Here is a 25,009-nt window from a genome sequence, read left to right on the forward strand (position 1 = left end):
ATTAAACCCATCCTATTGGTTCTACGCAGCAAGCCATGCCAACTAAATTAGTATGACCATTCTCGTCTAGCATTGTGGTTTGATTATCTGCAATATGAATTTTGCCATCATCGCCCCAATCACCGGCTGTGGCATCGTATGTAAGTTGAGCGTAAGCATAATTGATAAAGCCTTGTTGGTTTTTAACTACGTTGTAATTCAGGGCTTTGAATGCAGGACTATTGTTACTAGGTGTACCAAGGGTTAAGTCCCTATGTGTAGGTACTAATCCAGAGTTTAGTTTATTATCTAATATAGGTGTTTCTGATAATGTTAAAAACGAACTATGTTGCTGCCCTGCCTCTACCACATAAAGTGTATTCGTATTTAGTTTTCCTGTTAAAGAGAAACCAAAACCCCTACCTCGTGAATCTAAATAGTAAGAACTGGCATACACCATACCAACACCTTTGCAGCCCCCTAAAATTTCATCCCTGACCACGCTTTGGGTTACTCTTGCTTTAGTGAAATAATTAGCCACTATTACAGCAGAGGCTGAGGTAGAAAAGGTTGCGCTATTTGTAATACTATTCCACCCCAAATTACCTCCGTGTGTGGATGTCAATGTTTGACCACTATCTGTGGTAACTACAGCAGAAAAACCCGTGCCTGATGGAGTTCCACTTTGTGGTTTAGTAAGTGTATAGGTTTGAGAAATCCCATCTGGTATTGTTGGATTCCAACTTCCAACCCATCCATCTTTCAAGTCATCACAAAGTATAATGTTAGCAGGGTCCCCAATAACCTCGGTATGAATGAACTCATCAGCTACAGAAATATTGGTGTAGTAGCCGGTTACTAATATATATGTTCCACCATTTACACGCTCAAACTGTTTAGTACCATCCCAAATAATCCCCGTTTCAGTTTTTGACAATATTAGTGCTTCATTAATCAGCGTTTCACCACTCTCGCTATACACCGTAATCAAATCACCAACTGTGTAGTTATCTGTGTTAGAAACTTGAGTTCCCGCTGCTAAGGCATTGTCGCTTGTAGAAACTTCTTTCAATACTTTTTTTGTAAAGAACAATTTTTCTCTACCTCGATACTCACCAGCCTTAATTCTTAGGTCTTCTTCTGCAAAGTCTTCGGCTGTTAACTTATGAGCTGAATARCGCATATCACGACATACACCACCTTGGCCGCTTTCGTAAATAGCATCAAAGTAGCGACCATCAGGTCGACTATTTCTTGTTGGGCCACCTGATATTGTGCCCGAGACTGAATTTACACCACCAAACACTTTGCCATCGGTGTATGGATAATCCGTTGTCGGGTAGTCAAAACAATCGGCCTTTGTTAAAGGGGCACTCCGTATTGAAGCTTTAGCAGCCCAAGTAACCATCAAAGTACCATCTTGATTTGAAAACCCTTTAGTACCTAGAGGATTAAAACTTGGGTGGTAGCCACCTTTGTTTAAACGCTGAACAGTGTTACAAACAAGGAAATAGCACTGTCCATTAACAGCAAAGTCAGAAGGCTTCTGAGCGCCTCCCACTCGAACCGCAAATATACCTCTACCTTTTTTAAAATCTTTAGCTAGGCCTATATCTGTATTGTAATTCAAGTAATCACTCTGAAGATCCTCTGTATAAAGTGCTAGTGATTTTTCTATAAATGAATTAATACCTTGAGGTTTAACCCTAACTCCGGCCGACTGATACTGTAATCCATAATTTAAAGTAGATGAGCTTGCATCTATCCAATCCCAGTCCCCATTTCCTGCTCCCGCAATGCTTCGACCTCGGACACACCATTGATAAAACTTACCCGTTGCGTCATCAAAGTAAATCTTATTTTCGTTGCCAAGGTCACTTGCGATAGCAATACGTTCTTCTTCTGTAGCAGTTTGCCAATTTACACCCTTACCACGGCTTGTTGTATCACCTGCATACCATGCGAAATAAGTAATAGGTCTGACATTATCACTAACAGTTGCCACACCATTGATATCACTCGCTAACGATTGAATTAAACCCTTTTTATATACAAATGGATCATCATCGGTGATTTCACGTAAAAAAGCCTCGAATCCCCACATATCTACGCGGTCAGTTACAACTTTATTTGTTGTCGTTTCGGCCGCAAACGCTAAAGCCGGAGTTGGGTATGTAACAGATTTACCTGTTGCACTATTGTATGTTCGGGTTCCACCTTCGGCGGGTGGAAGTTTGACGAGGTTGTTTCTACCGTTCGTTGTCGAAAGGCCCGATAGCTCAGTCAGTACCCCATCGATACAAATAACCGGTTCACTTTGCTTAGAGTCACCTTGTTGTGAGGCGTCTGCGCTGTCGCGGCCAAGGTTTAAAATATTAGGAAAAGTGGTATTAGTCCAAAGGCCACTTGCTACCACCAAACGATTCACACCGTTTGTGTACTCTTTACCTTTATGGTAAAAACCGCTGGCGTATTTTTCCCTACCTGCTGCTCGCATTGCTTCAAATTCAACCTTGCGCATTGCCCATGGGTGTGGATGGATAGAATCAAGTTCAGCTAGCTTTTCGTCGTGGTCTCGCACCATCTGTGCAGGTGTTTTGAGTTGTGTTTTTACGCCGTGACTATCAGTTAATCCTTCAGCTGCATTATCAGAATTAAGCCATGTTCTTAACTCATCTAGAAATAGTTGCTTTTGATTAAATTGAACAGCTATTTGACCTGCAATTCGAGTAAGCAATGTACCTGATGTGTTGCGAACAATTGCGTAATTAGCTGTATTCTGCGTTGCTCCCTCAAACCCTCTATCAAGTGTTAAGCTTGTATCACTATTTACCGCAGTTACTTCGTACCACGTTTTTGCATCTAAGGTAAAAATATCACCTACAGCAATCGAAATAACATCATTTTGCCAAGCCGTGTTCACGCCAACAATTGACTGCTGACCATTTGTTACATTAACGGTACCGACTCGATACCATGCACCTGCACTAGCTGTCATAGCTTACCCTCTCTGTTGGCCCATCATTGCACTATCAGCTTGGTTCTTTTGCCCCAGCTGGTTCTCAAATGCTTGTAAGTGCATTGTGCTTTTGTTTGGATCTGCAGCGTATTCCGCATCCTTCATGTATGAGCGGTAGAGTACCCATTCGATGATCGCATTTACGTAAATGTCATCTAGCGCAATAACTGCATTTGTACCGTGTTCGGCCATACCAATAGACGCTGGTGCTTTTGAATAAGCTAGTGTTAATAGGACACCAGCCATTACACCTGGATAAACGTAAAAAGTTTTTGGCACACGCTCGTCATAAATATAAAGCTGAACTTCAGTTGCTTCTGTTCCTGCATACCAAGACTCATGATTATCATCTAATACTTGTCGATTGTATGGGCCGCGAATTGCTTTACCCGTGGCATTGCGCGTAATATCGATTAGTCTCAATGCGTCAGCAGGTAACGATTGCTTAGTGCCTTCTACGCATGCGAAATCATCAATATCAACACTATATGAGTCAGGTCGACGTAATACGATTGCACGTTGAGCATCATTCAAGTAGTTCAATAGCTCGTCTTCAGGCCATCGAACAAAGCCCGGATCATTTAGCAGCTTATTAACTCGCGTTATAATTTCTTTTGAAGTGACAATAGCCATTAGTAAAATTCTCTTTGTTTAATAGGTCGCTGTTCGTCCAATGCATTCACTGCTTCTCGATATGCCAACCGGTAGCCATCAATGAAATTTCGTTGGTAATACTGAGATAAACTGATATCGGTCCATTGTGTATTAGGCATTTTCATCAATGTTGATGCCGCTCCATCTGCAAGGTATTCAGCATATTTATTGATTAAGATGTCGTTCGCATCGAAGCTATCAGGCAAGGTAAAAAGTGGTGTAATGAAGTAAAAAACTCGATAAGCAGGCGTGATCTTTGTTAAATACACTTCTCCATCAACTGATACGCTGTAATCTAAACCTCGCTCAAGTTCATGGCCGTTTGCATCCAAAACAAAATTAACACCACCAAATGCGTGATTATCTTCAACTGCCAGCGCTGCTGTCTCACCTTGATTGAATTGTTGTGAGCGAGCCAAATACAATGACTCAGCGCAGAACTTTTGATATGCACGTTTAAGGTGATCAAGTGCAAACTTTTCAAGAACGCCACCGCAACGCTCTCGTACAAGTGGGATCAAGGTGGACAGCTGAGCCATGATTATTCCTCGCCTTTTTCACTCATTAAGGCGCGGAATGCATCACGCACTTTTTTGCGATAGTCATCTACTGGCTTTTTAGGGCCTTCGATTTCTAATTCATGAGCCACAACGAAAGTATCTAACTGTTTTGAGCTGTACTTGCCAAGATCAACTTCTTCACCTTCAACAGTCACAACCATATTGGCATCAGCTTCTGCTTTCTTCGCTGCTTCTTCTGCAGCTAGGCGCTCTTCTTCAGCAATCTTGTCTAACATTTTTTGTCGTTCAATAACGCCTTCAAGCTGGCTTTCTTTAACCCATACGGTCGGAAAGTCTAGAAAGCGTGGCGCTAGTGCGTCATCTACTGGGACAGGCTCATGTCGTTTGAAGATTAGGCGAGTGCCGCATACGGTATCTTTCTTGACTCGTTTTGAGCCAATATAAACAATATTCGTAGCCATTTTAATGACTCCATAATTCAATGATTTAAAATAGAAAAGCCCTGCGAACACAGGGCTTTTAACAATGTATCTCAAGGCTAATTAATAACCTTTGAAACGGTACTCCAATTGCACTGTAACTTCGCCTGTAGCAGCACCTGCACCTGAGCTAAGAAGCTCTAAATCACTAGGGCCATTGTCACCAATATATACGGGCTTTACTGGTACAACGGCACTGCCAGAATTTACCGTATCAACTTCAATTAATGATGTTTTACTGTTGTCTTTATCTGATAAACGAATAGTGATTTCACTATCCGCACCTAACGCATCATTTAAAACACGTACACCAGTAATTTGCGTGCCAATTGGTAACTGCTCTGACAGCGTTACTGACGCGCCAACACCCAAGCCGGCTAACATCACACTTGCTACGTGCAAAGACAAGTTGCCTTGAGCACCTTTATAAAATGTTTCTCTCATGATCTTGTTCGCTCTTGAAAAGTTAAGATGGAAAAGGCAGTGTTAACTGCCTCTTTATGGTTTACTGAAGTGTTACAGCTGTATCGAGAACCATTGTGCCGTAATCATTTACCCGGCCTTCACGATCTGCAAATCGCACTTTCTTACAGCCATTCATCCAAACAATGGCTGTTTCATTGCCGTTGTCATGGTCTACTTTCTTAGTGCTCATGTGAAAGTGAGTACCTGACTCAGCTTTACCATACGCATTACCCAGCGCTTGACCACCAAGCAGGATAGCGCGGTCGATATCCGTACCAGCAGTTACTTGCTTGGTCGTTGCTAACTTGTCATTGTTTGAAACAGTGACAGTATCACCAGCATAGAAACGCACAGGTTTACGATATTGGCGAACAAGAATGTTACGCCACATGATCACATCACCTTTAAATACTGGATGGTTAAAGCCACGGCCACGCGCCATTGCACGAGACATAAGTTCTTGCATTTTCTTCTCTGAGGCACTGTTCCATAGATCACGCCATTGACGCGGAGTAACAAACAGGATGAAGAACGGCGACTCGTTAGCCATTTCGTCTTTTTCAAACGAAATATGCTTCATTGGGTTTTGCTGCTCTTCAAGGATCAACGCTAAATCATCTAATTTGTCTAACGTTAAAATGTCAGCTGGATCCAAGGTTTCAAATGACGTTGCGTCACCACCGAAGATATGGCGGTCATAGGTAGGCGCTTGCACTTCATTAACCATGATTTCGTTAAACTCTTCATGATCATCAAGTGGGACAATAATGTCACTTGGGTTAAATGAACCGCGTGCACCTGCTAAGTGATACATTGCAACTTCATCTTTCAGGTCGTTGTAGTAATTACCTAACAACGTTTTCGCAGTGCTAAGCAGGTTATGCTTAGTACGCTTTTGGCTCATCTTACCGCCCGAATCAACCATCTTTCGGCCTTGGTCAATGCGTAATTCAAACACTGTTTTGCTCAAGCTTTCGCCACGGCCTTCCAGTTTTTTATCACCCATTGTTGGCAAACCATTTAGGTTGTGGAATAAATCCATTTCAACCGTATCACCGGCTTGTGATTCCAAGTCACGGATCATGACAATTGGCGCACCTTTCTCGGTTTGATTTTTACCATGGTTCGTGTCTTTTTTCGCAGATTGCGGTGCACCGCCAGTCAACATGTTTACAAACGTGTTTTGACGACGAGTGTGTGTAAACAGGGCTGCGCCAAATGCTTTTGCAGCCTGTGCTCTAGTGATCGTACTCATTTTAATTCCTAGAATAAAACGTCCGACGCTTCGGATAACAAGGCCTCGATCTGAGCTTCTGTCATATTAGACATTTCATCAGTCATCGTTGCCGCGTCCTTATCGAGCAAACTTGCATTTGAGCTAAGGTCGCTTGCTTGTGATCCTAAGTCGGTCGGTGAATTGGGGATTGCAGCAGATGGGACTTCGCTTGGCTTAGGCTTGTGTTGCTCTCCAAACGCTGACTGAACACGCTTTTCAACTTCTTCAAAGCGCTCTGCTACTGATTTGTTTTTAAAAGACGGGTCACTTGCGAGCTTTTCATCAATAACTTGGGCCATTTCCCATTTGTCTGAATCATTATCACGCCACGACTTCAGATGCTTTGAACTTTCAAAAGCAGTTTGAACCGAATTGTCACTTGCTGGCTTTTCTTGCTTCTGAGGCTCTTGGGATGCTTGCTTATTAGCGTTGTGCTCTCGGAGTTGTTCAGCTAAAGCGCCGACCATTTCCCCTAAGTCTGGATATTCTTCTTTGATACGTGCCAACAATTCAGGATCTTCAAGCATTTGCTTAGGCAATTTACGTGCGTCGATACCGGCCTCTTTTAACTGACTGCTGTGCAATTCAGCTAACTGCTTAGTTTCTTCGTACTTGCTTTCCAGTTCTGCTTTTTCATCGGCTATACGTTGGCTTGTCGCTTCTGCGTCTGCCGCGCGCTGTCTCGCTTTGACTAGTACATCGTAAGGCAAGCTGTGCTGGCCGTTCTTACTCGTAATGTCTGTTGCTTCAACGTAGTATTTACCGTCTATTTCCACAAAACCTTCAGGCACATCACCTTTTTGCTCACTTGCTTCGGTTGACGATTCCGGTTTTACGTCTGTTTCAGCTTGTTCTTTGCCTTGGTCCTGTTTGGCTTCTGCTTCCACTGCAGGTTCTTCTTTAGTGTCTACTACAGGCTCGCTTACTTCGCTGCCATCTTCATCACCAAAAAGCGTGTCACCATCAAGATCAACATCGGCCAGTGCCGCTTCGATTTCTTCTGGTGTGCCGTTTTCTAAAATATCGTCGAGATTATCCACTTATGACTCCATCACTATTTGACACATAGCTGCGAAAATTAAAGTTGTAGGCTGTACGCTGCCTTTGCGAGTTGTTGTGCATCGCACAAAAAAGCCGCCTTGGGTTTCCCTAAAGCGGCTTAATTTCTGCGTAGTACATACTTAATTGGATTTATTACCGGTAAGGTTTGCGTAACCTCACATCAACACTTCCCCAGCTAATATGCGATATATGTCTTGGCATTGTGCTATGTGGTGCATTGTCTAGATTTGTTATAGGGCGTGTCATCCACATGATTTCTGGCATAGCCGGATTATTTGCAGGCTTAAACGCTGATAACACATACTTAAGAAACAAGTTCTTGATGAATTTCAATGTCATCGTCTACTTCCTCTATCTCTGCGTGAATGGCTTGGCTTACAACGCTGTGAAATAGCGCATCTTTAACCTGCTGCTTTTCTGGTAAATGGTGAAAAGGCTTCAAACATTCATGGGTTTTATTTTTAATTGATCGCTTAGGCCCGTACTTCCATCCAGCAACAATCATTTTTGCAGTCCATGCGTCATGCCATGCTGATACGTCAGCCCCCTCATTGAGAATATAAAAAGCCACTTGCTCTATTGTGCTGTCTTTATCTTGCTGGTCTAGCTGATCCCAAGGCTTTGCGCTTTCTCGGATAACTAACAAGTATGCGCGGTTCGTTTCATGGCACATTTTCGCAATAGCGGTGATCTGCTCTAAATGCTCTGCCGGTATATGTTCGATACTTTCTAATTGTGCTGTTTCTGACATTGTTAAACCTGTATTGCGTCTAGTTGCTGTTGTAAGTTTGTTTGAATAGATGACTTGAGCGCTGCTACTTCTGCACGTTTCTTTTGTACCTCAGCAATAATATTTTGCGTTTCGGCTTGGATCTTCTCGTCTTTCACGCCCTCAGTTTCAGCTTTCTTCTGAATTTCATTGATGCGCGCTTCAAGTTGTTTGTTTTCGAGTACGATTTTTTGTACTTTCTGCTGAATTTCTTGCTGCTGTAGCTGTTCCATTGCCTGCTGTTTTTCTGCTTGCGCTTGCGCCTGTGCCAATTCTTCCTCGCTCATATCCTCTTTAGCTTTTGGAATGTTTAACGCTTGGCGTAAGGTTGATAGAAATTCTTCTTTGTTTGGCAGATCCATTAGCTCTACAAGCATTGGTAAAGTTGCTGCTTGAGCTTCGGGCGGTATTTGACTCATGGTGTTACTGAGTAGTGTCGCTTGTTGCTGTCTGTAAGTTGGTGTGGCTTTTACTGGTGCCAGTGCCATATGTCCGCGCCAACGTGCTACATCGTTATTGCGCTTACCTTCAGGGTTTGGCTCATTAATAACAATAGAACGGCGCTTTGCTTTATCTTCACGGTTAACGGTTACCTCGATGTTATTTTGAGGCTTAAGTTCTTCGATAATATAAGCAAGAAGCAGCTCACCTACTTTGTTTCGCGAGTAATGAAAATTATCATTTATTTCAGCAAGTGTTGTTGTGCCTTGCTCTACCAAGTTAGCAATAGCTACACCACTTGTTGCGTTACTGTCTTGGCCTAACATCGAGTTATATACACCGGCACAATCTTGTATCAGCTTCATATCATGCTGCATCAAGTTAAACTGTTGTGCTGCAATGCCGACATCGTTTTGAATGCTTATTGCATCACTGGCCTTGCCTTTGTTCTTTCGCTCCGGGTTAAGCTTAATGTAGCCATCTGGCTTTTCGACCTCTTCCTTTACACGTCTATCTGATAGCTGCGTTGCATCTTCATCTGCAATAACACGTCTTGCTTGTAATAAGTAGTTAAGTCGTATTACTCGCGCATTAATACCATCTTGCGCAGGCATCATTCGGCTGACTAAACCGTAAGGCTCACCGCTTGCGTCTTTTTGATAGCCAATGAATGGAACAAGGTTAAACATGCCACCTGGCGCTTCGCTTGGTCGATCAATAATACGATGCGGACCAATGAACCATGCTTCTCGCACATTAGGGAATGCAGCATATTCAAGCTGAACCTTACCGCTATTGACAGCTGCAACATGTGCCGCATTATTCTTATCAAACTCGATAACACGGCCATCAGAAAGTCGAATAATGTGAGCACGTTTCCACACTTTGTAATAGATAACTTGCAGTAATACGCGTTTACGTGTTGTGTCTAACCACTCACTTGTTGATCTGTTCCAGCTTTGCGCATCGCTCCATGCAGATTGCAATGCATGGTCTTCGGTGTGCTCTTCATCCAACGTTCTCAAGAAGTCTTCCCAGTGATTAACGGAATGCTTCAATATTTCCTTATGCTCTGGAAAAGTCGCTATTGCTTCATCTAAGTCAAGCCATTTACGGCGAGCAATCCAGCGTGCATCACTTCTATCAGCTTCTACAGCGTGAAAGTCCCACCAAACCTCACGACGATGAATAAACTTAATTCGGTATGGTGCTGCAAAAGGAATTGGATTTTTAGTAACTTCTACCCAGCCAATACCCGCTTTCAATTGACTCGCGTAGGCATCAGAACACGCTCTGTCGCCATTTGCTAAGCGCCAATAGTCTTTAAACTTTTCATTAAGCGCCTTCGCTAGCTCTTCACCTTGCTCATCATCAGCTGAAACCATCAAGTCAGAACGTGACCGAGCTTCTAAACCTAAAACGCCGTCAATAGTTGGACCAATCATGTTGTGCACAATGTCTGGTTGACCACGTTCTGCTAAAACAGCTTTAACTTTTGCACTTAACTGATCGCCATCATAATACGCACAAGCTTTTGTTGCGGGTGTTCGCCAATCAGGTTGTGAGTCAATGTCACCAAGGATCGACAATAACTTATCTAACGACAAGCCATCTTTGTTCTTTGCAAAATCAGCCATTTATTATCGTGCCATCCAAGAGTTAGGGTTGTGCGGTGCGGGAGTATTATCTTTAATGAGTTTCTTCGGCATTCTGACCAGCATTTCTTTAGCAATCATGTAGCTCATTACTTGGTCATCAAAGCCGCCGGGCTGCGCGCCCATTCGCCCTTTTTTATCGTAAACAAAGGTGTTTAATTCGTTGGCTGTTCCGCGCCAAACAATGCCGTCCTTGTCATGTGTAAGCAGTTCATCTAAACCACTTGTGAGTATTGGTTTAGATTGTGCACTGGTGTGCCACCCTACTTTTTTTGTTTCTTCATCGGTATCTTCACGATCTATGTGTTCTTCTGTGTAAATCCGGCTAGTTGGGTAAATCTCAACTAACTCTTGAAGTGTTGCATGGCCGTGATTGTTTCGCTCTATCCCAATGAAAGCCTTGTTATACATAAGGCCAATATGCTTATTAATATGAGCAAAGCGCTTAGGATCTATATGACCAAACCAATGGGCTACTTGGCGACCGTCTGATTTAGCGCATACATCTAACGAGCTGCGATCGCCGTGCTCAAGTCCTTCTGCAACATCGCCGCCGATCGCATATTCTTCGTCTTCGTCTGGCAGTTCCCAAACGAGTAAGTAACCAAGTGTTGATTGTGCTAGCTTGTCAGCTGCTTTAGATGATAGGTCCACTTTGCCATTCATCTTTTTGAGCTTGCCTGTATAGGGCTCAATCTCATAAACAATAAGAGGCTTTTTGCAACGGCCTTCAACACGCATTAAGTCATCACTAGCAAATACTTTGCGGCCTGAAGTTAAAAACGCTTCCATTGGCGTAGATGGAAACTCCTGTTTCATCTTGTCCTTCATGTTGCGTTCTTTGCCGATATACCAACATATCTGCTCTTCACTGAGCGCTATTCCATTGGCAGCTTCAACTGACTTAAAGTACTTAACTTGTTCTTTAGTTAGCTTCAACCCGCCTGTTTGGACTGGTGCAACATACTTAGGATCTTCAAACCAAGGAAAGAAGTGAAACTTAAAATTTTGCCTAGTTAACGCAATGCCTGACTCTAGCAACTCCATTGCTTCGCATGACATATCGAAAAAGTTACCTGCTGCGCCTTCTGCTGTTGATTCAACGAATATTAATGAGCCGTCATGAACAGCATTGAATGAGCCGCTTTTAACTTCTTCTGCACGTAATGGGTATTGAGCGCATATCTTGCCGTACTCGGAAACATGTAAGACTTGAAGCGTTCCAGAGCGGAACGAAACAGCAACACGTACCCAGCTGTCATTATTAAACCAAATACCAGTGCCCGTTTTACTTTTAATCGAGCGCTTACCTGTCTTTAGCCAACTTGGTAACCGTTCGTATGGGTAAAGTATCTTGGATGAAAATATCGCGCTTGCTTCATCCTTACCTTGAGCAATAACGCCACACTGCCTGTTATCGTTAAACATAGCGTGATCAAGAATAAAAACTTGAATAGCAGTACTAAAGCCCAGCTGACGTGCTTTTAAGATGATGTTTAAAAACCACATAGTCATAAACAACATGGTTTGTGCAAGCCTGCAACGGAATAAAACCTCTTGGCCCTTTTCGTTAGCGATAATGTAGAGATTGTTTAGTCGCCACCACCAACAGTCTAAATATGGCTCACAACGCTCTAACAGGTCCACATCATCCAAAGTGAAGCGTTCTTCTTCTGTTAACCAAGTGCTTTTAGGGTATTTAGCAAGCTTTGGCTGCATTATTCACTTACCACCTGATCTAAGCCGTCAGTGCGACTATCAATGAAGTTATCAAGCTTGCTAGTACCACCTGCTTCTTTTCTGGCTTTAGTAGCTTCGTGTTCAGCAATTTCCGCTTGATGTTTGCCACGCTTAGTTGCATGAACAAGTGCTTTAGTTTGTTGTGATATTCTTGATGTTTCAGCAATCAGTTTGCCGCGTGCGAGTGAGTCAGTTTCAAGATTCGATAGCGTTTTTATAATTGATTCAACGCGTGTAATGTTTCTATCGAGCGCTGACTCTGCTTTGAATAACGACTCATAAAACCGCGCTGCTGTATCAACATCAGTTTCAGGATCTTCTAGCTTCTGATTGATCCCTTCCATGGCCTTCATAACCATGTGAATACGAGCTCTACAAAGAGAGAGTTCATCTTCAAGGGTTGTAGCTTCTACAAGTTGATTAACTTCATTCTCAAAGTACTTTGTATAGCCACCATGCGTTACAAGGTGTCGATTTCGAGTACCTGGCTTTACACCGGGTTTTTGCTTACCTTCTTTGGTTTTACGCTCTCTAGCCTTTGGTTGTTTCTTCAGGTTGGTTTGAGGCAGCTTTATATAACGTCTTGCTGTTGCGTAATTAAGGCCGTGACTTTCACAGAAATCGCGCGGACCTATACCACTTTCTTCATGCTCCTTTAAGAATAGTGTCTTTAAATCGTCCCATTTTGACACTACTGTTCACCGTAGCCTGCCTTGCACTCAGCTAATGCTTGTTCATCGTCACGCACTAGTTCTCTCATACGTGCCTTATGGTACTCAGCATCTTCACGGCGTTTCTGAAGTTCAAGCTCATGCTTTTTGCTCTGATAACGCCAGTTCATTAAAAACGTTATCACTGTGAACAAAATACCAAGCGCAAGGGCAATGTTATTAAGTGACAATAAGCCACCGACACCAGTACCGATACTTGCGGTGTAACTGGCTGCTGCTGTTGATTTATCCATTGTTAAATTCGCTGGCCCATTGTTTGGTTCGTTTAATGTTTTCATTGCATTTATCTATGACAAACTCTAAATACTGCGCATACGCTAACAAACTCGCGTTTCCTGCTATTTGTTTAATGTCGATGTTACAGTTGGATAGATATTCTTCCGGCGGTGTTACGTACACGTATTTTGTCTGTACCACCGTCCTTGTCACACTCGCTGGTTCTTGCGTACTTGAGCAAGCGGATAGCATCACAAGGAACGCTATCATTAGCCCATTGTTTAGTAGCTTCATTGCTTGACTCTCGTAACTTGTCTATTTCAGATTGTGAAGTATTTAAGCTGTTTGTTAGCTGGCTTACTTCATCTTGGTAGGATTGGTTAATGCGAGATAATGACTCCCGCTCACGTATTAACTTTTGATTCTGCTGTTCAGTTAGTTCAACACTTTGCGCTAAGAACTCAGTTTGCATTGTTAGATTATCAATCACTAAGCTTTTACTTTTAATCGTTTTATTAGCTTCTGTAAGATCGTTTTCAATAGTCACAAGTTGATATGTTGCGTAAGCCAGTGCCGCTAGTAATGCGACGATAGCGATTCTTTCAATGCTGCTGAATAGTACTTTGAACATTTGCTACTCCATCAAGACATATTGATCGCTCTTTTTCTCTTCGCGTGATTAAGCCTGGTAACTTTTCGCCTTTAGCAAAAATCCAGCGTGACAGCTCATTGCAAGCGCCAATGCGATCGTTATTGTTTAGCTTTTTAAGTAATGTGCTACTTTGGAAGTTGCCTGAGCCTACGTTGTAGTGAAATGATAAATACGCAATATGCTCTCCTTGGCTTAGTTTTATATTGATAGCACTCATCAGCTGTTCATTATGCGCTGCCAAATCATCAGCTAATAAGTTCAAACACTCATCTTCTGTATACTCTTTACCAACAACAGCTGTTTCAGTATGACCATAGCAAGTTGTTGCAATGCCAACAGGGTCAACATAGCCGGTTAACTCTTGGCCCTCGAAAGTAGCGACTGTTACACCTGCTGCCGCAAGAATGCCGGAAAACCCCAGCGCTATAAGTTTTCCTGCTTTCATAAACTGTTCTCAAATTTTAGGTATAAAAAAACCCGCAAGGTGCGGGTTTAACTAATCAATAATTGTTAAAAGTGACCAAAAAGCAATTGCTTAGTAATAACTTGATCTTGAGTAGTTCTAAACTTCAATTCAACTCTAAGGTTTTTCAGTAAGAATAAGAACCGCTCATAATCACTCCCGCTCAATCCCCTAGCGGTAATGAGACTATGCGAACTATTAGGACTTATTCCTAACGGCCCTCCAAGCTCTAACTTAATGCCCTTAAAGCTAGCTTTTATTTTGTCCTCAATTCCAATTTGACTAAGCTCTTTGCCGCCCAAAAATAATTTGTATTCAAGTTTTATGGCTGCTCCGTTTCCATAGTTGTGAAGGGTGTAGCGATAAAGGCCTTCAGGTTTACTATAGTACTCAAGTTTTTCAATGACTGGTTGAATAGAGTTCAAGAATTGCTTTTCATTGTGCTTTAAGCCGTTCCAAGCAAATAGAAAGGTAATTAATGCTGCTGCAGTAGCAATCAAGTCACTAAGTTTAATTCCGATTGAAAAACCTTGGCCTACAATAACTCCTGCTGAAAATGTCAATAAAACTGCTATTACAGTCATTTTATCAAACTTCTGCATGCTTTCTCCTTTTAAGCGTTATAGGTATCAGATTAACATGCAAAGCTTTGTGGGAATATAAAAACAAAAAAATCCGCCGAGTCATAAACTAAGCGGATTTCTTCAACATAGGAAATACTATATCAGGATTGGGGGGTTTGCAAGCCTATAAACTCAATGTACTTCGGGTGAGCCTTAAGAAATAAAATCCTCTCTTTGTGAATGTCGTTTAGCTTCTCTCTTGATTTTAATTTGTTTTCCAAGCCAGGGAAGGAAAAAAGCTCAAATATAGATTCGTAAAACTCTTTAAGGTCTTTTTCAATATTTAAATCAGTAGTGTAGCCTATCCAATCAAACTCTAACCCTAGCCTTTCAAGCTTAGCTTTTAAACCTTTACTAAAATTATGCTTAGGGCCCATACTGTTCAATTTAGTGCCGCTAATTGCTAATTTGAAATCGTCACTGCCTAGATAATTAACCAAATTATCAATGTAAACACTATAGTAACTTTCGATAGAGCGAAAAAAGTTGTCACCTACAAAGAGCGATGGTGCTTTAGGTGAACTTGAATCAAACATCGCCTCATAACAAATATTTGCCTTAATACCTTTAAAACCATTATCTGTTGATGAAATTAACTTCATGCAAAACTTCTCAAATTCCTCGTGAGTCTTATAAAAGTAATTAACTGAATTATTTCTTTCTGTTATCTCATTACTCTTAGCTTTTTGCTTTGATGAGTGAAATCTGGCAACCATAACCCCAAAGACTATGCTTAATGACAGTAAAGATATTGGAAAGGTAAAATATTTTACAAATGCGGTTACACCAGGCTGAGAAAAAGAAAACCAAAACTGCCCTTTAAGCGCTAATTGAACTGTGAATATTATGATAAGGATTACGCTTATAGCTACAGGTAGAAGTATAGCAAGTCTAAATGAGTAGTTTTTATGCAGTCCTACGCTCTCATCAATTGAAAAAAACTGCTTATTCTTAGGCTTTGTCATTTTATCACTCATAATTAAAACGTGTCCTTAACACTTCCTCTATGCATTCGCACAGAACTAATGACAACCCCTTCAAAAAGATACTCATCATGCTTGGTAACTTTTACGGGTGGGTAATCATCACTTGCGGATAAAAGAAGGTTATTCTTAAGATCAGCAACCTTACAAACGAACACACCATTATAGGCAGCAACAATAACATCGCCTTGCTTAACATCAACGCTGCGGTCAATTATTAGCAGGTCACCGTCAAAAATCCCAACACCTTCCATCGAGCGGCCGCTAGCAATGCCATAAAAGGTTGCATCTTTGTTCTTTTCGATTAAGCCTGCTACTCCATTTGGTAAATCTTTAAAGTTGTTGGCTTTGTTAAAGTTACTTTCCATCATGGTTTAAATAAAATTTAAATTAATCTTGTTTTTTGTTTTTATCTATAGCTTTCGGAAAAGGACCTAAGTTCATTGGTTTGAAATTCTCTACTCCAAGCTTTTCAGCATAGGACTCAATTACTGTATCAGGATTTAAGTCTTTTGAAACATTTCCTATATCAACCATTAATGTCTTAAAATCAAGTGACAATACTGGGCCATGCTTCATCAGCTCAAGCCTTAACGTATTCATTTTTTCGAGGTGTTTAGAGTATTTACGTTGCGATTCACGATAGTTTAGCTCATAACATTTTTTGATATGCCTTACCTCTTTAATTGAAAAACTATCAACTTTGCAACTAATATCAAGATACTTCGACATAAACCGGTTTGCGTGACTGCTAAGATCAGACTTCAAATCACCAGCCTTTTGTGACACTAACTCATCATAGATATCTAAATCGTATTTACAGTCAGCATGAAACCAGCATTCATAGTAATACTCGATAAAGTTATCTAAAAAATTTAGTTCTCGCTGTTTTTTTATTTGCTCTAACCAAGATTCCTTTGTCATCCAAGCTAAAACTAACAGCAAAGTTGTTGCCAAAGAAATCAACCCTGTGAAACTAGCTATCAGAATATCACTTACTGAACCAATGTTACCGGTTATAACGTAGTGATCATAAACCCAATTACATATTACAGCCGCTATAACTAAGTGAACTACAGTTACAGAAAGTACAGCAATTACACTTTTCTTCACTAATTTATCAATGATAGCTCTCCAAACTTTTTTAACTGTTAGAATGGCTTTCTCTAATAGTTCACACATTTAAAAAACTCTATCTAAAAGCTCTATGTTCGGCTTAACATTTATTTCTGACCTACTATTCAATGCGCTTCTCCAATTTTTCTGCCAATGAACGAAGCTTATAAGCGACAGTAGCTTTCGTATCATTCTTATTGAAATAAGCCTCTAAATGTTCATTGTCGATATCTAGAGCTAATGTGAAATTGCAGTAATCGCCAAATCCAACTGGCTGTACTTTTATGTTGGTGAGCTTTTGTTGCATCTGTATCTCCTTATTCCATGCATTCTCCAAACCCTTTGCATATTAGGTTGACTTTAAGCGCATTTAATCACGCATTTGTTCAAAAATTACAGATAGACTTTGCGCTTATAATTATTAATCAACAAGTTGTAGCTGCGCACATTGCGCACTAAATTTAATCCGTCGGGATATATTTAAACTAATTTGTTATACCTGAATTTACAGGTCAGAACTTAAAGTGGTTGGAGTGATGTTTTGTGTAGATAGGTGCGTTTAATGACTTCAATGCATCACTTTTGATAATCGTTGGGTGGAGTAAGCGTTCTATGCAACCTTGCCAGCTTCGATTTCATCACACAATGCAAAGAGTCTTTTTGACATTGCCAACTGTAAAGTTGCATCACCTTCAGATACGGTATCATCTAAAATGTAATCAGCTTGAGCTCTTGAGTTCCTCATTTGTTTTAGCATTACAGCGAGCCTCCTGAGTTTATTCTTTTCGATGTTCGGCTCATGCCTAAAAGCCTCATTGGTTAAATACTCAATAAAACTTTGATGGACGCCCGTGCCACAGTATTTAGCTGGCTCACAAGTTAGTGTTTCATTGACTTTATGGAAAGCTGCATAATAAGAGTTTTTAACGCTACACCTTGATGAAATCTCACCTATAGAATTCGCTAAAGTGCTTTCCGCTTGTGAATAAAAATCCGAGGAACAGACTGCCATATTACCTCCAATGTAATTAGTTAAAAGGCCTAAATCGAGTTGTCACACAAGAATGCATTATATCTTCTTGTATGGCAACATCCATTAGATCTTCATTAAGTGCAAGTAGCTCTGAAGTGGTAGCTTCTACTTGAAAATATATATCTAAACCTTCTGAATCATAAAGGTTCATTCCGCATGATTTAAACTTTGTATTCTTTGCTTCAAGAACTTGTAGAGCCGCATCCACATGCTCGTCTACAACCGACTGTTCTAAATCATAACTAGCATAGATGTTAGATAACAACTCTTTCTTAGACTTTGCAGCTTCTATCTGAACTCTAAATTCTTCCAAGCCAACCTCCATAGGTTCCAAGGTATCAAGAATAGAAATAATTACATCCAACTGACTGTATTTGCATGCCTCTTCCAGAGCCTCAACTAAAACTGTTGCCGATGTTGACTGACGATACTCAGCAAAATGAGCTTTAATTAATCTATAACGGCCCAGTGAAGTTAAAACACCGATGTGATTGATTACTACAAACGGAGTTGGGCCAAACATGTTTAAGGCCCTGCTAAAATAACTTTCACCTTCATCAAAATCGCCTAACGCATGAAATAACATGCCTTTTATTACTAATTTAGGCTCAAAATCATTAATATCATCAACCTCTTTCAGAAAACGAAGTTTAGAGAATGTGTCAATTTCGTTATTAAACTTCAAATGATGAAATATCTGCTCTAACAAGGTGTTAGCTTTAGATTCTGGTAAAGATTGTTGAGTCATTGAATTCCTTAGTGCGTTGAAGAGTAACCTTCTATACCAAAGGCGGTCGAAGATTATACGCTTAATACTTTCCTTAGTCTAATTTTTAAGGATGCTTACAATATAATAAACATCCCACAAATTTCTCTACTTGTAAACTATATGAGTTAATACTAGGCAACTTCACACATTTTTCCACGAATATTTTTAAATATATCCCGCTCCCACTCGCTTATTAGTCTTAAAAGCTCTTTGGTTACTTCGTCATGTGCACAGCTGTAGCTTTTGTGATTGATACCGATGATTTGGCAACGACTTCTCTTTGATATTGGCTTGCGCCCTCTACCATGGCAATGAATGCAAATTTCAGGGTTTGGGTTTGTCGCTTTCTCCCCTGATGCTAAACCGCTGCCATCGCATTCATGACATACCGGCTGTACGTGCTCATATATTGCCGACATTACTAGGCCGTCTAATGTTTCTGGCTTTATCTTGTACTTTCGTATTTTGATAAAAAGCGTTGCATGCATTGTTAAAGAGCGTACTACGCGTTTAAGTCTTTGCTCTTCGCCTACATATCGAAAGTAAGCCCAGCTTGTTTGGCAAGGCGGTAAGCCTGCAAGTGCATGCGCTGCCGTTCTCCAATCTATGACGTCTTGACCGCTGCCGCCAAACGTACCAGTTAGATTAAGTGTTTTAGTTGTTAGTTTTGCTAGTAGTTTAATCGGCTGCATTCTATTTACCCCCAAAGCGCAATCATTGCTGCGTCACGTTTGTCTTCGTTTGTTCGGCCTTGCCACCCTGTGATTTTATTGAAGTAATTGCCGTCTTTTTTCGCTTGTCGCTTATATGGCCCTTTAAGAGGTCTTACTTTAGTGACTTTGTAACCTTGGCTTTCAAGAACTTCACAAATTAGCCGACCTGTCGCTTTGCATGCACCTACGTCTTGGCAAATTTTTTCGCGCACTGAGCGCTTGTTCTTAACTTTCTCACCAAATAACGGCTTTATTGCTTCAGGGTTTTCTACTTTGATTGTGATTGAATCTTTTGGTCCTGCTGCAGCGATGTATTCAAACAGGTCAACAAAGCTAAGTGACTCAAGGTGTAAAATAGTTTTCCCTTGAATTACAGCAATACCACTTTTAACAAAGTCGGGATCTATTCCAATTGTTAGCATGCGCTTGGTACCTCGATTAAACCTTGCTCTAATAGAATTGATTGCGTTCTGATCATCCCTTCATATGCATACAAACGATTGATACGCGGATCACCTACTCGAGTTCTGTTATCAATAACATCGTGGCATGCCGAACACGCATACGTTGCATGTATGTCATCGCACTTCTGGCCCATACCTGAGCCTTTCCCTACATGCGCAAGTACCACTGTTTCACTATTGCCATTGCACACACCCGGTATGCGCACTTGGCATTGTTGACCTCTGGCGCTATTTCGAATTTTCTTACTAATGAGCGACATTTGTTTCCCCATATAGAGCAAGCATGTATAAATCGTCAGGCCTAGTTAGCATTAACTCTAAGTACTCTGCGCAGTATTGCTCTAGCCAATTAAGGTATTCAGTAAACTCTTTGGTATTCAGCTTTCGAGTGCGCTTTCTGACAATAATTGGCTCTTCATTGCCTGCTTGGATAACGCGCACACCAAACTTTTTGCGCACAAATACTTCGTGAACATCTTCTGAGCTGTTTTCTTGCCCAAAATGCTCTCGCAAGTGTTCTGCTATTTCCTGATTCCACACCCACATAAGTCGGTTTTGAGCTAAAGAACGCTTTGCCTTGAATTCTTTGAATTCAATCACAACGTCTTTACCAAAGCGCAGCATATCTCTTACTGCTTGCCCTATTTGAGGCAAGTAATACTGGGCATTAGTAGCCGTTAAAACTTTCTTTGCCATTTACGCTGCCTTCTCTGGTTCTTTTGCAGTTTCTTGTTTGGCTACTTCCTCTTTGTGTGCCAGTTTCAATACTTCTGCCGTTGCCGCTAGCATTGAGTCACGTAAATCACGGGGCAAGTTATATCGCTCAGTGATCACTGTTGTTGACTTAACCAGTAGCTCAATTGCTTTGTTCATATTTGCCTGGCTTCCCTCTTGGATAGCTTTTGCTGCATGTCCTTTGGCAGCTGATAGAAACCCATCACTAATAAGTTCCCCAGTGGGTGATAGTTGCTGTAATGTGCTTTTCTTTACTTGTGCCATGATTAACCTCTATGCAGTTCTTGCTTGTTTAAATGTTTTTTCCATTTCAGCGTTGAGCGAGTAGCCCTGATTTAATGGAACCTTATTTGATGTAAAGTTACCCGGATGAGCTTTTACATTACTCATCTGGTTTGCTGCCTTACGATGCTGACGGCGAGACTCTTCACGTTTAATCTTTTCCTGCTTAAATGCTTCTTTCTGGTCCTTGATGTACTGAGGGACACTTTGAACACCAGCAAGTTTTGCTGCTCTGGCCATTACCCTATTACCTGCTGCAGTAGCTGCATTTAACTCTCTTGCGCTTGGTTCATTTATTCCTTCAAGCACCTCTTCCTTGGTCTTACGCGCTTCAACGACTGCAAACCAATACCCATCACCTAAAATCTCTTTTAGTGCACGGATGAATTGCTTTTGGTCTTGTTCGTAAGACTTCATGGCTCACCCCACGTACTTCAAGTAAGCCGGTGGTGCTGAGTACTCAAGCTTTAGCGGTATAGGGCTCAGTTCTCCTTTGCCATATAGCTCTGCAAGGTTTGTGTATTTCTCTTTAGCCATTTTCTGCCAAGCGCTATCAGTAAGATTTGCTCTTGCTGCAGCAATACTTTGGTTAAGCCAGTAAACTAAAGGCTCAGACCATTCTTTGTCTTTGCCGTAGTTTTTAACTCGTTGGTCGTTTATCTCAGCCATACATTGCGCAAGTGTTGGCATACCGCGGGCATGCAAACATAAAATTTTAAATTCAATGGGGTTTGGCGCGTGACGTTCTGAAACAGATCGAGTTCTAGCCAAATTGAGCGCAGCTCTAATTTCCTTCACTAAGAACTTCATCCCAAAGAGTTGATTCGCATATTCAACTGCTGTCTGCTCTAAGTTTCCACGCCAATTAAAATCACTTGCTGGGTAGTAAGCTCTTAGCGCTGGCAATATCTCACCACCGATCAGGCTTGCAAGCGCTTGATCAGGACAACGTTGCGATTGATTGAGTGTCGATACTTGATTGTTCATCCGATCACCTCGTCATCATGAAGTGCTGGCATGTGTGCCACCGCTGCTTGCATTGCAGCTAGTTGGTCACCAACGTTGTTAGATTTGCGTTGGCTAAAATGACTTGGTGCTGATGGCCGGTCCTGCTCTCTCGATAACCAACTAACAATAAATCGCGGCATACCTCGCTGTGTTTTACGACGAGTGGGGTTTGCGTTACTCCACGAATACATTTCTCGTAGCTGTTGTAAAACATCAACTGCCGGATAGGTTTCAGACCATTCATCAATTTGAGTTTGAGTTATTTCGTAGCGTTCATCTTTTTTGTTGGTCGGTATCCATGCAACGGCTGGTTCAGAGCCTTGCTCTGAGCAAGAATTAACTTTAGTTAATTCTTTATCTTTAGAGTTGTCTTTAAGACTTTCTTTTGTGTGTACTGTTTCAGTACTAGCATGTGTTACCGTTTCAGTACTAGTAAGTGTTACTGTTTCAGTACTGTACTGTTTTGGTTTTTTGCTAGTACTGTTTTGGTAACACTTCTTAGGTTTATGCTCTGTCCATTCACTCGTTTTTTTATTGATTTCTAGCTCGCCTTGAGTTCCGCCTGTACGGATAATCAGCTTCATTTCAATCAATTCATTCAATACTTCACTACAGCGTGCTCTTGGCATATTGGTTATCTCAGATAACTGAGAGCCACTAATACGGTCACACTTCTTCTGAAAGCCATACGTCTTACGTATGACTGCTAGAAACACCTTGTATTGACGCTTCGTCATATCATGACTAATCGCAGCATCCAGCAATGCATTTGCTAGGCGCGTAAAGCCTTTTTCTAAACTTGCCACAGTAACGACCTCGGCCTGTTTTGTTTGCTCCTGGCTACATGGGAACTTGTAAATCTCTGCTAAATTAGCCATACTTACTCCTGTTATTACTGAACCCGCTATCCTGCCGACCAAAGCTGATGCGGGTTTTGTTTTATCTGCGAGTTACATCAGCCTTTGCTGTAGCTCGCGCCTTAAATTCTTTTGCTTTATTCAGTTTTCTTCTTCCAATAACCACGCAACCAATTAAGTTAATTACAAAAGCCATCACAGCTAACATGGCTAATAAATCAGAAATTGTTTCATGTTTACTGGCGAGAGTACTTATCACCATCAGCAGCACCCCAATGCTTATAGAGTGACGAACTATAAAGCTCATACTCAACGCCTAAACTGGCGTCTTTGTATTTCTTGAAGTTCAGCGCATCCAATACACAAATTCGTTTTAACTGCCTTTCTACGCTCTTCAGGAATATCAGTACCGCACTCAATACAATCTAATGACTCTTGAATATCTTCTTGTTTTAAGTTCGCTAACTGTCTTTCTTGTTCTCGCTCTATTTCAATTTGAGCAATATCAGCTGCATCCATTACGACTCCATTAACTACTTGAATAAGTTTTAAAAAACACACATTCTGTATGTTCGCTATAGGCGGTAGCGACAGGGAGAGTTAGTCTATTGGCTTGCACAGACCGTTGCCCTAGACGTGATTAGGGACTAATAGACTCCCCTCCCTTGCCTCCGAGTTTGCAAGGCTCGGAACTCGTCGGCCAAATTTTCATTGGTCGCTGAGCGCTCGGCGACTTGTGATGGAGTGAGATTTCTCATGAAGTTTCAAGTCTCTGTTAAGATCACTGTAGATATCTCTAAAATTATCTATGCATTAGCATCGATGGTTTTAGCGCTATACACTGCAGGGCTCTTATAAGAAAGTCCTAGCCACCCACTAACGGTGGCTAGGCACCCTCACCATTGCCAACCTTTCACAGTTAACACATCACAAACTGCCAATTTTAAAGCGCCCTTTTGTCTGCTAGCATGCAAGTGCGAATTACAAAAACCAGCCACACAAAAGGACTAAAAATGAACTTCGATATTTCTTCTTTTAATAGAATTGCTAAACCACTTTTAAATGACCTCGCAGAGCAATTCCCATTACCACAAAAGATCCACCTTCAACGTTATGAGGCAACAGACTTCGACGTAAAGACGGATATACCTTTGTTAAGGGCAACCCTTTATTACTTAGTAGCAAATAACTACTTGATGTTTGATGGCGATCACGCAGATAACGCGAATTACTACTTAACATCAAAAGGCCTAGAACTTCTTAAAGTCGATTTTGAAAAAGAGTTTAAAAAATCTTCTTCTGTTTATGACCAAGGCAAAGTTGGCTGTTAAGCCTTACTTATTAGCCGGCCTACCTGGCTTTCAGGTAGGCCATCGATACCCCTAACAACATCAGCAACAAACCCCACCATTGCTGAATCATGAAGGCCTAGCTCAATCGCTTCTTCACTGATTTGTTTGCCTAAACGTTCAACGCTTTTTGAGTATGCTTCGTAGCCTTCAGCCACTTTCTGTCTTTGTGTTTTATTACTACCCACAACTAAGCCACCTTCAATGATGCAGCTTTCACTGAAGCCGGTTCATTTGGATCAGGACGAACCATTTGCTCGAGCTCAGCTGTCACATGCAAAATAGCTGTAATAGCTTCTTGTGCTCGCTTTTGAATAACATCGAAATTTGATTCGGTAATAACGCCATCAGAACGTGAAGTGTGAACAGCTTTAGCAAAGTCACCGCATGCGGCTTGTAACTGAAGTATTTGGTCTGCTAGTTCTTCATCTGATAAACCAACATCAGGCAAATCAACAACAGTTTTGCCTACGCTAAATGCCCAGGCTTCTAGTGAACGGTAGTCTTGTGTTAGGTCTGACATTGCAATAATTTGTCGATACCCAAGAATGTGAGTATCACAACCATCATCCAACTTGCTTCTAAGAACTGTTGGATTCATACCCATCTGCCTAGCTAGTTCAGCAATGTTGTAGTCATTCTTATAACTTTCAGCTGCTGCCATTGGGCATCGTGCGGCTGGTGCATGAGCACACGTACTTTTTTTAGATAAAAGCATTTATATTATTCCTTATGCTGCGGTATCAGGTTGCTTTCGGTTATACAAACTTAAATCAACCTTTAACTTTCCATTTGTTATGGATTGAATTTCATAGGCACGGCCCATTGGGATAACTTCTTCCCACTGACTTACCGCGCCATGAGATAAATTAGTTAACCTTTTAACCACCTCAGTTGCAGAACCGAAGTGCTCTATCACATCTTTTCGGAGCATTGTTCAACCTCAATAATTATA

The 25,009-nt window shown here is 41.3% G+C and carries 35 protein-coding genes; 1 reads left to right on the plus strand and 34 read right to left on the minus strand.

What is annotated here, in order from left to right; translation table 11 throughout:
- Position 1: 1 nt before the first annotated feature.
- From L1D46_RS05270 to L1D46_RS05415, 31 genes are all read right to left on the minus strand, one after another.
- Positions 2-2,977: a hypothetical protein gene (locus L1D46_RS05270; RefSeq protein ID WP_239976973.1), complete on the minus strand. Its 2,976-nt coding sequence runs from the start codon at positions 2,975-2,977 to the stop codon at positions 2-4.
- 3 nt (positions 2,978-2,980) lie between these two features.
- Entirely contained in the window at positions 2,981-3,631 is a 651-nt protein-coding gene (locus L1D46_RS05275; protein WP_239976975.1) for a DUF6682 family protein, read from the minus strand.
- Positions 3,631-4,191: a hypothetical protein gene (locus L1D46_RS05280; protein ID WP_239976977.1), complete on the minus strand. Its 561-nt coding sequence runs from the start codon at positions 4,189-4,191 to the stop codon at positions 3,631-3,633. The genes L1D46_RS05275 and L1D46_RS05280 overlap by 1 nt, the downstream gene beginning before the upstream one ends.
- 2 nt (positions 4,192-4,193) lie before the next feature.
- Positions 4,194-4,634: a hypothetical protein gene (locus tag L1D46_RS05285; RefSeq protein ID WP_239976979.1), complete on the minus strand. Its 441-nt coding sequence runs from the start codon at positions 4,632-4,634 to the stop codon at positions 4,194-4,196.
- Between the two features lie 81 nt (positions 4,635-4,715).
- On the minus strand, positions 4,716-5,096 hold the full coding sequence (locus L1D46_RS05290) for a hypothetical protein (RefSeq protein ID WP_239976980.1): 381 nt from the start codon (positions 5,094-5,096) through the stop codon (positions 4,716-4,718).
- A gap of 61 nt (positions 5,097-5,157) precedes the next feature.
- Positions 5,158-6,372 carry a N4-gp56 family major capsid protein gene (locus L1D46_RS05295; RefSeq protein ID WP_138557934.1) on the minus strand — a complete coding sequence of 405 codons (1,215 nt, stop codon included), beginning with the start codon at positions 6,370-6,372 and terminating at the stop codon, positions 5,158-5,160.
- Positions 6,373-6,380: 8 nt separating this feature from the next.
- Positions 6,381-7,433, minus strand: coding sequence for a hypothetical protein (locus L1D46_RS05300; protein ID WP_239976982.1), 1,053 nt, complete (start codon positions 7,431-7,433; stop codon positions 6,381-6,383).
- Between the two features lie 326 nt (positions 7,434-7,759).
- On the minus strand, positions 7,760-8,206 hold the full coding sequence (locus tag L1D46_RS05305; protein WP_239976984.1) for a RyR domain-containing protein: 447 nt from the start codon (positions 8,204-8,206) through the stop codon (positions 7,760-7,762).
- Between the two features lie 2 nt (positions 8,207-8,208).
- Complete coding sequence (locus L1D46_RS05310) at positions 8,209-10,302, minus strand: hypothetical protein (RefSeq protein WP_239976986.1); 2,094 nt, start codon at positions 10,300-10,302, stop codon at positions 8,209-8,211.
- Between the two features lie 3 nt (positions 10,303-10,305).
- Positions 10,306-12,039: a terminase gene (locus L1D46_RS05315; RefSeq protein WP_239976988.1), complete on the minus strand. Its 1,734-nt coding sequence runs from the start codon at positions 12,037-12,039 to the stop codon at positions 10,306-10,308.
- Positions 12,039-12,752 (minus strand): hypothetical protein, encoded by a 714-nt coding sequence (locus tag L1D46_RS05320; protein ID WP_239976989.1) that lies wholly within the window; start codon positions 12,750-12,752, stop codon positions 12,039-12,041. The genes L1D46_RS05315 and L1D46_RS05320 overlap by 1 nt, the downstream gene beginning before the upstream one ends.
- Positions 12,752-13,069 carry a holin gene (locus tag L1D46_RS05325; protein WP_062564163.1) on the minus strand — a complete coding sequence of 106 codons (318 nt, stop codon included), beginning with the start codon at positions 13,067-13,069 and terminating at the stop codon, positions 12,752-12,754. Before L1D46_RS05325 ends, L1D46_RS05320 begins: the two co-directional genes overlap by 1 nt.
- 80 nt (positions 13,070-13,149) lie before the next feature.
- Positions 13,150-13,638 (minus strand): hypothetical protein, encoded by a 489-nt coding sequence (locus tag L1D46_RS05330; protein WP_239976991.1) that lies wholly within the window; start codon positions 13,636-13,638, stop codon positions 13,150-13,152.
- A complete protein-coding gene (locus L1D46_RS05335; protein ID WP_239976993.1) occupies positions 13,610-14,104 on the minus strand; it encodes a lysozyme in 495 nt (164 codons plus the stop codon). The genes L1D46_RS05330 and L1D46_RS05335 overlap by 29 nt, the downstream gene beginning before the upstream one ends.
- A gap of 65 nt (positions 14,105-14,169) precedes the next feature.
- Entirely contained in the window at positions 14,170-14,724 is a 555-nt protein-coding gene (locus tag L1D46_RS05340; protein WP_239976995.1) for a hypothetical protein, read from the minus strand.
- Positions 14,725-14,846: 122 nt separating this feature from the next.
- A complete protein-coding gene (locus L1D46_RS05345; RefSeq protein ID WP_239976996.1) occupies positions 14,847-15,722 on the minus strand; it encodes a hypothetical protein in 876 nt (291 codons plus the stop codon).
- 2 nt (positions 15,723-15,724) lie between these two features.
- Positions 15,725-16,099, minus strand: a complete 375-nt coding sequence (locus L1D46_RS05350; RefSeq protein WP_239976997.1) for a S24 family peptidase — start codon at positions 16,097-16,099, stop codon at positions 15,725-15,727.
- A gap of 19 nt (positions 16,100-16,118) precedes the next feature.
- Positions 16,119-16,910, minus strand: a complete 792-nt coding sequence (locus tag L1D46_RS05355; RefSeq protein ID WP_239976998.1) for a hypothetical protein — start codon at positions 16,908-16,910, stop codon at positions 16,119-16,121.
- A 55-nt stretch (positions 16,911-16,965) separates the two neighbouring features.
- On the minus strand, positions 16,966-17,151 hold the full coding sequence (locus tag L1D46_RS05360) for a hypothetical protein (protein ID WP_239976999.1): 186 nt from the start codon (positions 17,149-17,151) through the stop codon (positions 16,966-16,968).
- Positions 17,152-17,454: 303 nt separating this feature from the next.
- Positions 17,455-17,589 carry a hypothetical protein gene (locus L1D46_RS20890; protein ID WP_275668405.1) on the minus strand — a complete coding sequence of 45 codons (135 nt, stop codon included), beginning with the start codon at positions 17,587-17,589 and terminating at the stop codon, positions 17,455-17,457.
- A gap of 283 nt (positions 17,590-17,872) precedes the next feature.
- Positions 17,873-18,625 (minus strand): hypothetical protein, encoded by a 753-nt coding sequence (locus L1D46_RS05365; RefSeq protein WP_239977000.1) that lies wholly within the window; start codon positions 18,623-18,625, stop codon positions 17,873-17,875.
- 152 nt (positions 18,626-18,777) lie between these two features.
- Positions 18,778-19,338, minus strand: a complete 561-nt coding sequence (locus L1D46_RS05370; protein ID WP_239977001.1) for a hypothetical protein — start codon at positions 19,336-19,338, stop codon at positions 18,778-18,780.
- Between the two features lie 5 nt (positions 19,339-19,343).
- A complete protein-coding gene (locus L1D46_RS05375) occupies positions 19,344-19,781 on the minus strand; it encodes a hypothetical protein (protein ID WP_239977002.1) in 438 nt (145 codons plus the stop codon).
- The gene (locus L1D46_RS05380) at positions 19,775-20,083 is read right to left on the minus strand and encodes a DUF1364 domain-containing protein (protein ID WP_138557950.1); all 309 of its coding nucleotides are present in this window, start codon (positions 20,081-20,083) and stop codon (positions 19,775-19,777) included. Before L1D46_RS05380 ends, L1D46_RS05375 begins: the two co-directional genes overlap by 7 nt.
- Positions 20,070-20,519 carry a recombination protein NinB gene (locus L1D46_RS05385; RefSeq protein WP_217874303.1) on the minus strand — a complete coding sequence of 150 codons (450 nt, stop codon included), beginning with the start codon at positions 20,517-20,519 and terminating at the stop codon, positions 20,070-20,072. Before L1D46_RS05385 ends, L1D46_RS05380 begins: the two co-directional genes overlap by 14 nt.
- Positions 20,520-20,822: a hypothetical protein gene (locus L1D46_RS05390; RefSeq protein ID WP_239977004.1), complete on the minus strand. Its 303-nt coding sequence runs from the start codon at positions 20,820-20,822 to the stop codon at positions 20,520-20,522.
- Positions 20,823-20,831: 9 nt separating this feature from the next.
- The gene (locus L1D46_RS05395; protein WP_239977006.1) at positions 20,832-21,257 is read right to left on the minus strand and encodes a hypothetical protein; all 426 of its coding nucleotides are present in this window, start codon (positions 21,255-21,257) and stop codon (positions 20,832-20,834) included.
- Positions 21,258-21,260: 3 nt separating this feature from the next.
- Complete coding sequence (locus L1D46_RS05400) at positions 21,261-21,827, minus strand: hypothetical protein (protein ID WP_239977008.1); 567 nt, start codon at positions 21,825-21,827, stop codon at positions 21,261-21,263.
- Positions 21,824-22,726, minus strand: coding sequence for a replication protein (locus L1D46_RS05405; protein ID WP_239977010.1), 903 nt, complete (start codon positions 22,724-22,726; stop codon positions 21,824-21,826). Before L1D46_RS05405 ends, L1D46_RS05400 begins: the two co-directional genes overlap by 4 nt.
- Positions 22,727-22,787: 61 nt before the next feature.
- The gene (locus L1D46_RS05410) at positions 22,788-23,012 is read right to left on the minus strand and encodes a hypothetical protein (RefSeq protein WP_217874308.1); all 225 of its coding nucleotides are present in this window, start codon (positions 23,010-23,012) and stop codon (positions 22,788-22,790) included.
- Between the two features lie 2 nt (positions 23,013-23,014).
- A complete protein-coding gene (locus L1D46_RS05415) occupies positions 23,015-23,224 on the minus strand; it encodes a TraR/DksA C4-type zinc finger protein (RefSeq protein WP_239977011.1) in 210 nt (69 codons plus the stop codon).
- A 494-nt stretch (positions 23,225-23,718) separates the two neighbouring features.
- Between L1D46_RS05415 and L1D46_RS05420 the strand changes: the two genes are divergently transcribed.
- Positions 23,719-24,036 carry a hypothetical protein gene (locus tag L1D46_RS05420; RefSeq protein ID WP_239977012.1) on the plus strand — a complete coding sequence of 106 codons (318 nt, stop codon included), beginning with the start codon at positions 23,719-23,721 and terminating at the stop codon, positions 24,034-24,036.
- Here the strand turns inward: L1D46_RS05420 and L1D46_RS05425 are convergent.
- Genes L1D46_RS05425 through L1D46_RS05435 form a run of 3 tightly spaced genes read right to left on the minus strand, consistent with a single transcriptional unit; the run spans position 24,033 to position 24,988 of the window.
- Positions 24,033-24,242 carry a hypothetical protein gene (locus L1D46_RS05425; RefSeq protein WP_239977013.1) on the minus strand — a complete coding sequence of 70 codons (210 nt, stop codon included), beginning with the start codon at positions 24,240-24,242 and terminating at the stop codon, positions 24,033-24,035. The two genes, L1D46_RS05420 and L1D46_RS05425, sit on opposite strands and share 4 nt — an antisense overlap.
- Before the next feature lie 2 nt (positions 24,243-24,244).
- Positions 24,245-24,772, minus strand: coding sequence for a phage regulatory CII family protein (locus L1D46_RS05430; protein ID WP_239977014.1), 528 nt, complete (start codon positions 24,770-24,772; stop codon positions 24,245-24,247).
- Between the two features lie 12 nt (positions 24,773-24,784).
- Positions 24,785-24,988 (minus strand): Cro/CI family transcriptional regulator, encoded by a 204-nt coding sequence (locus tag L1D46_RS05435; protein WP_239977015.1) that lies wholly within the window; start codon positions 24,986-24,988, stop codon positions 24,785-24,787.
- Positions 24,989-25,009 lie beyond the last annotated feature (21 nt).

It is taken from the genome of Pseudoalteromonas sp. Isolate3 (assembly GCF_022398505.1).
GTDB classification, from domain to species: domain Bacteria; phylum Pseudomonadota; class Gammaproteobacteria; order Enterobacterales; family Alteromonadaceae; genus Pseudoalteromonas; species Pseudoalteromonas apostichopi.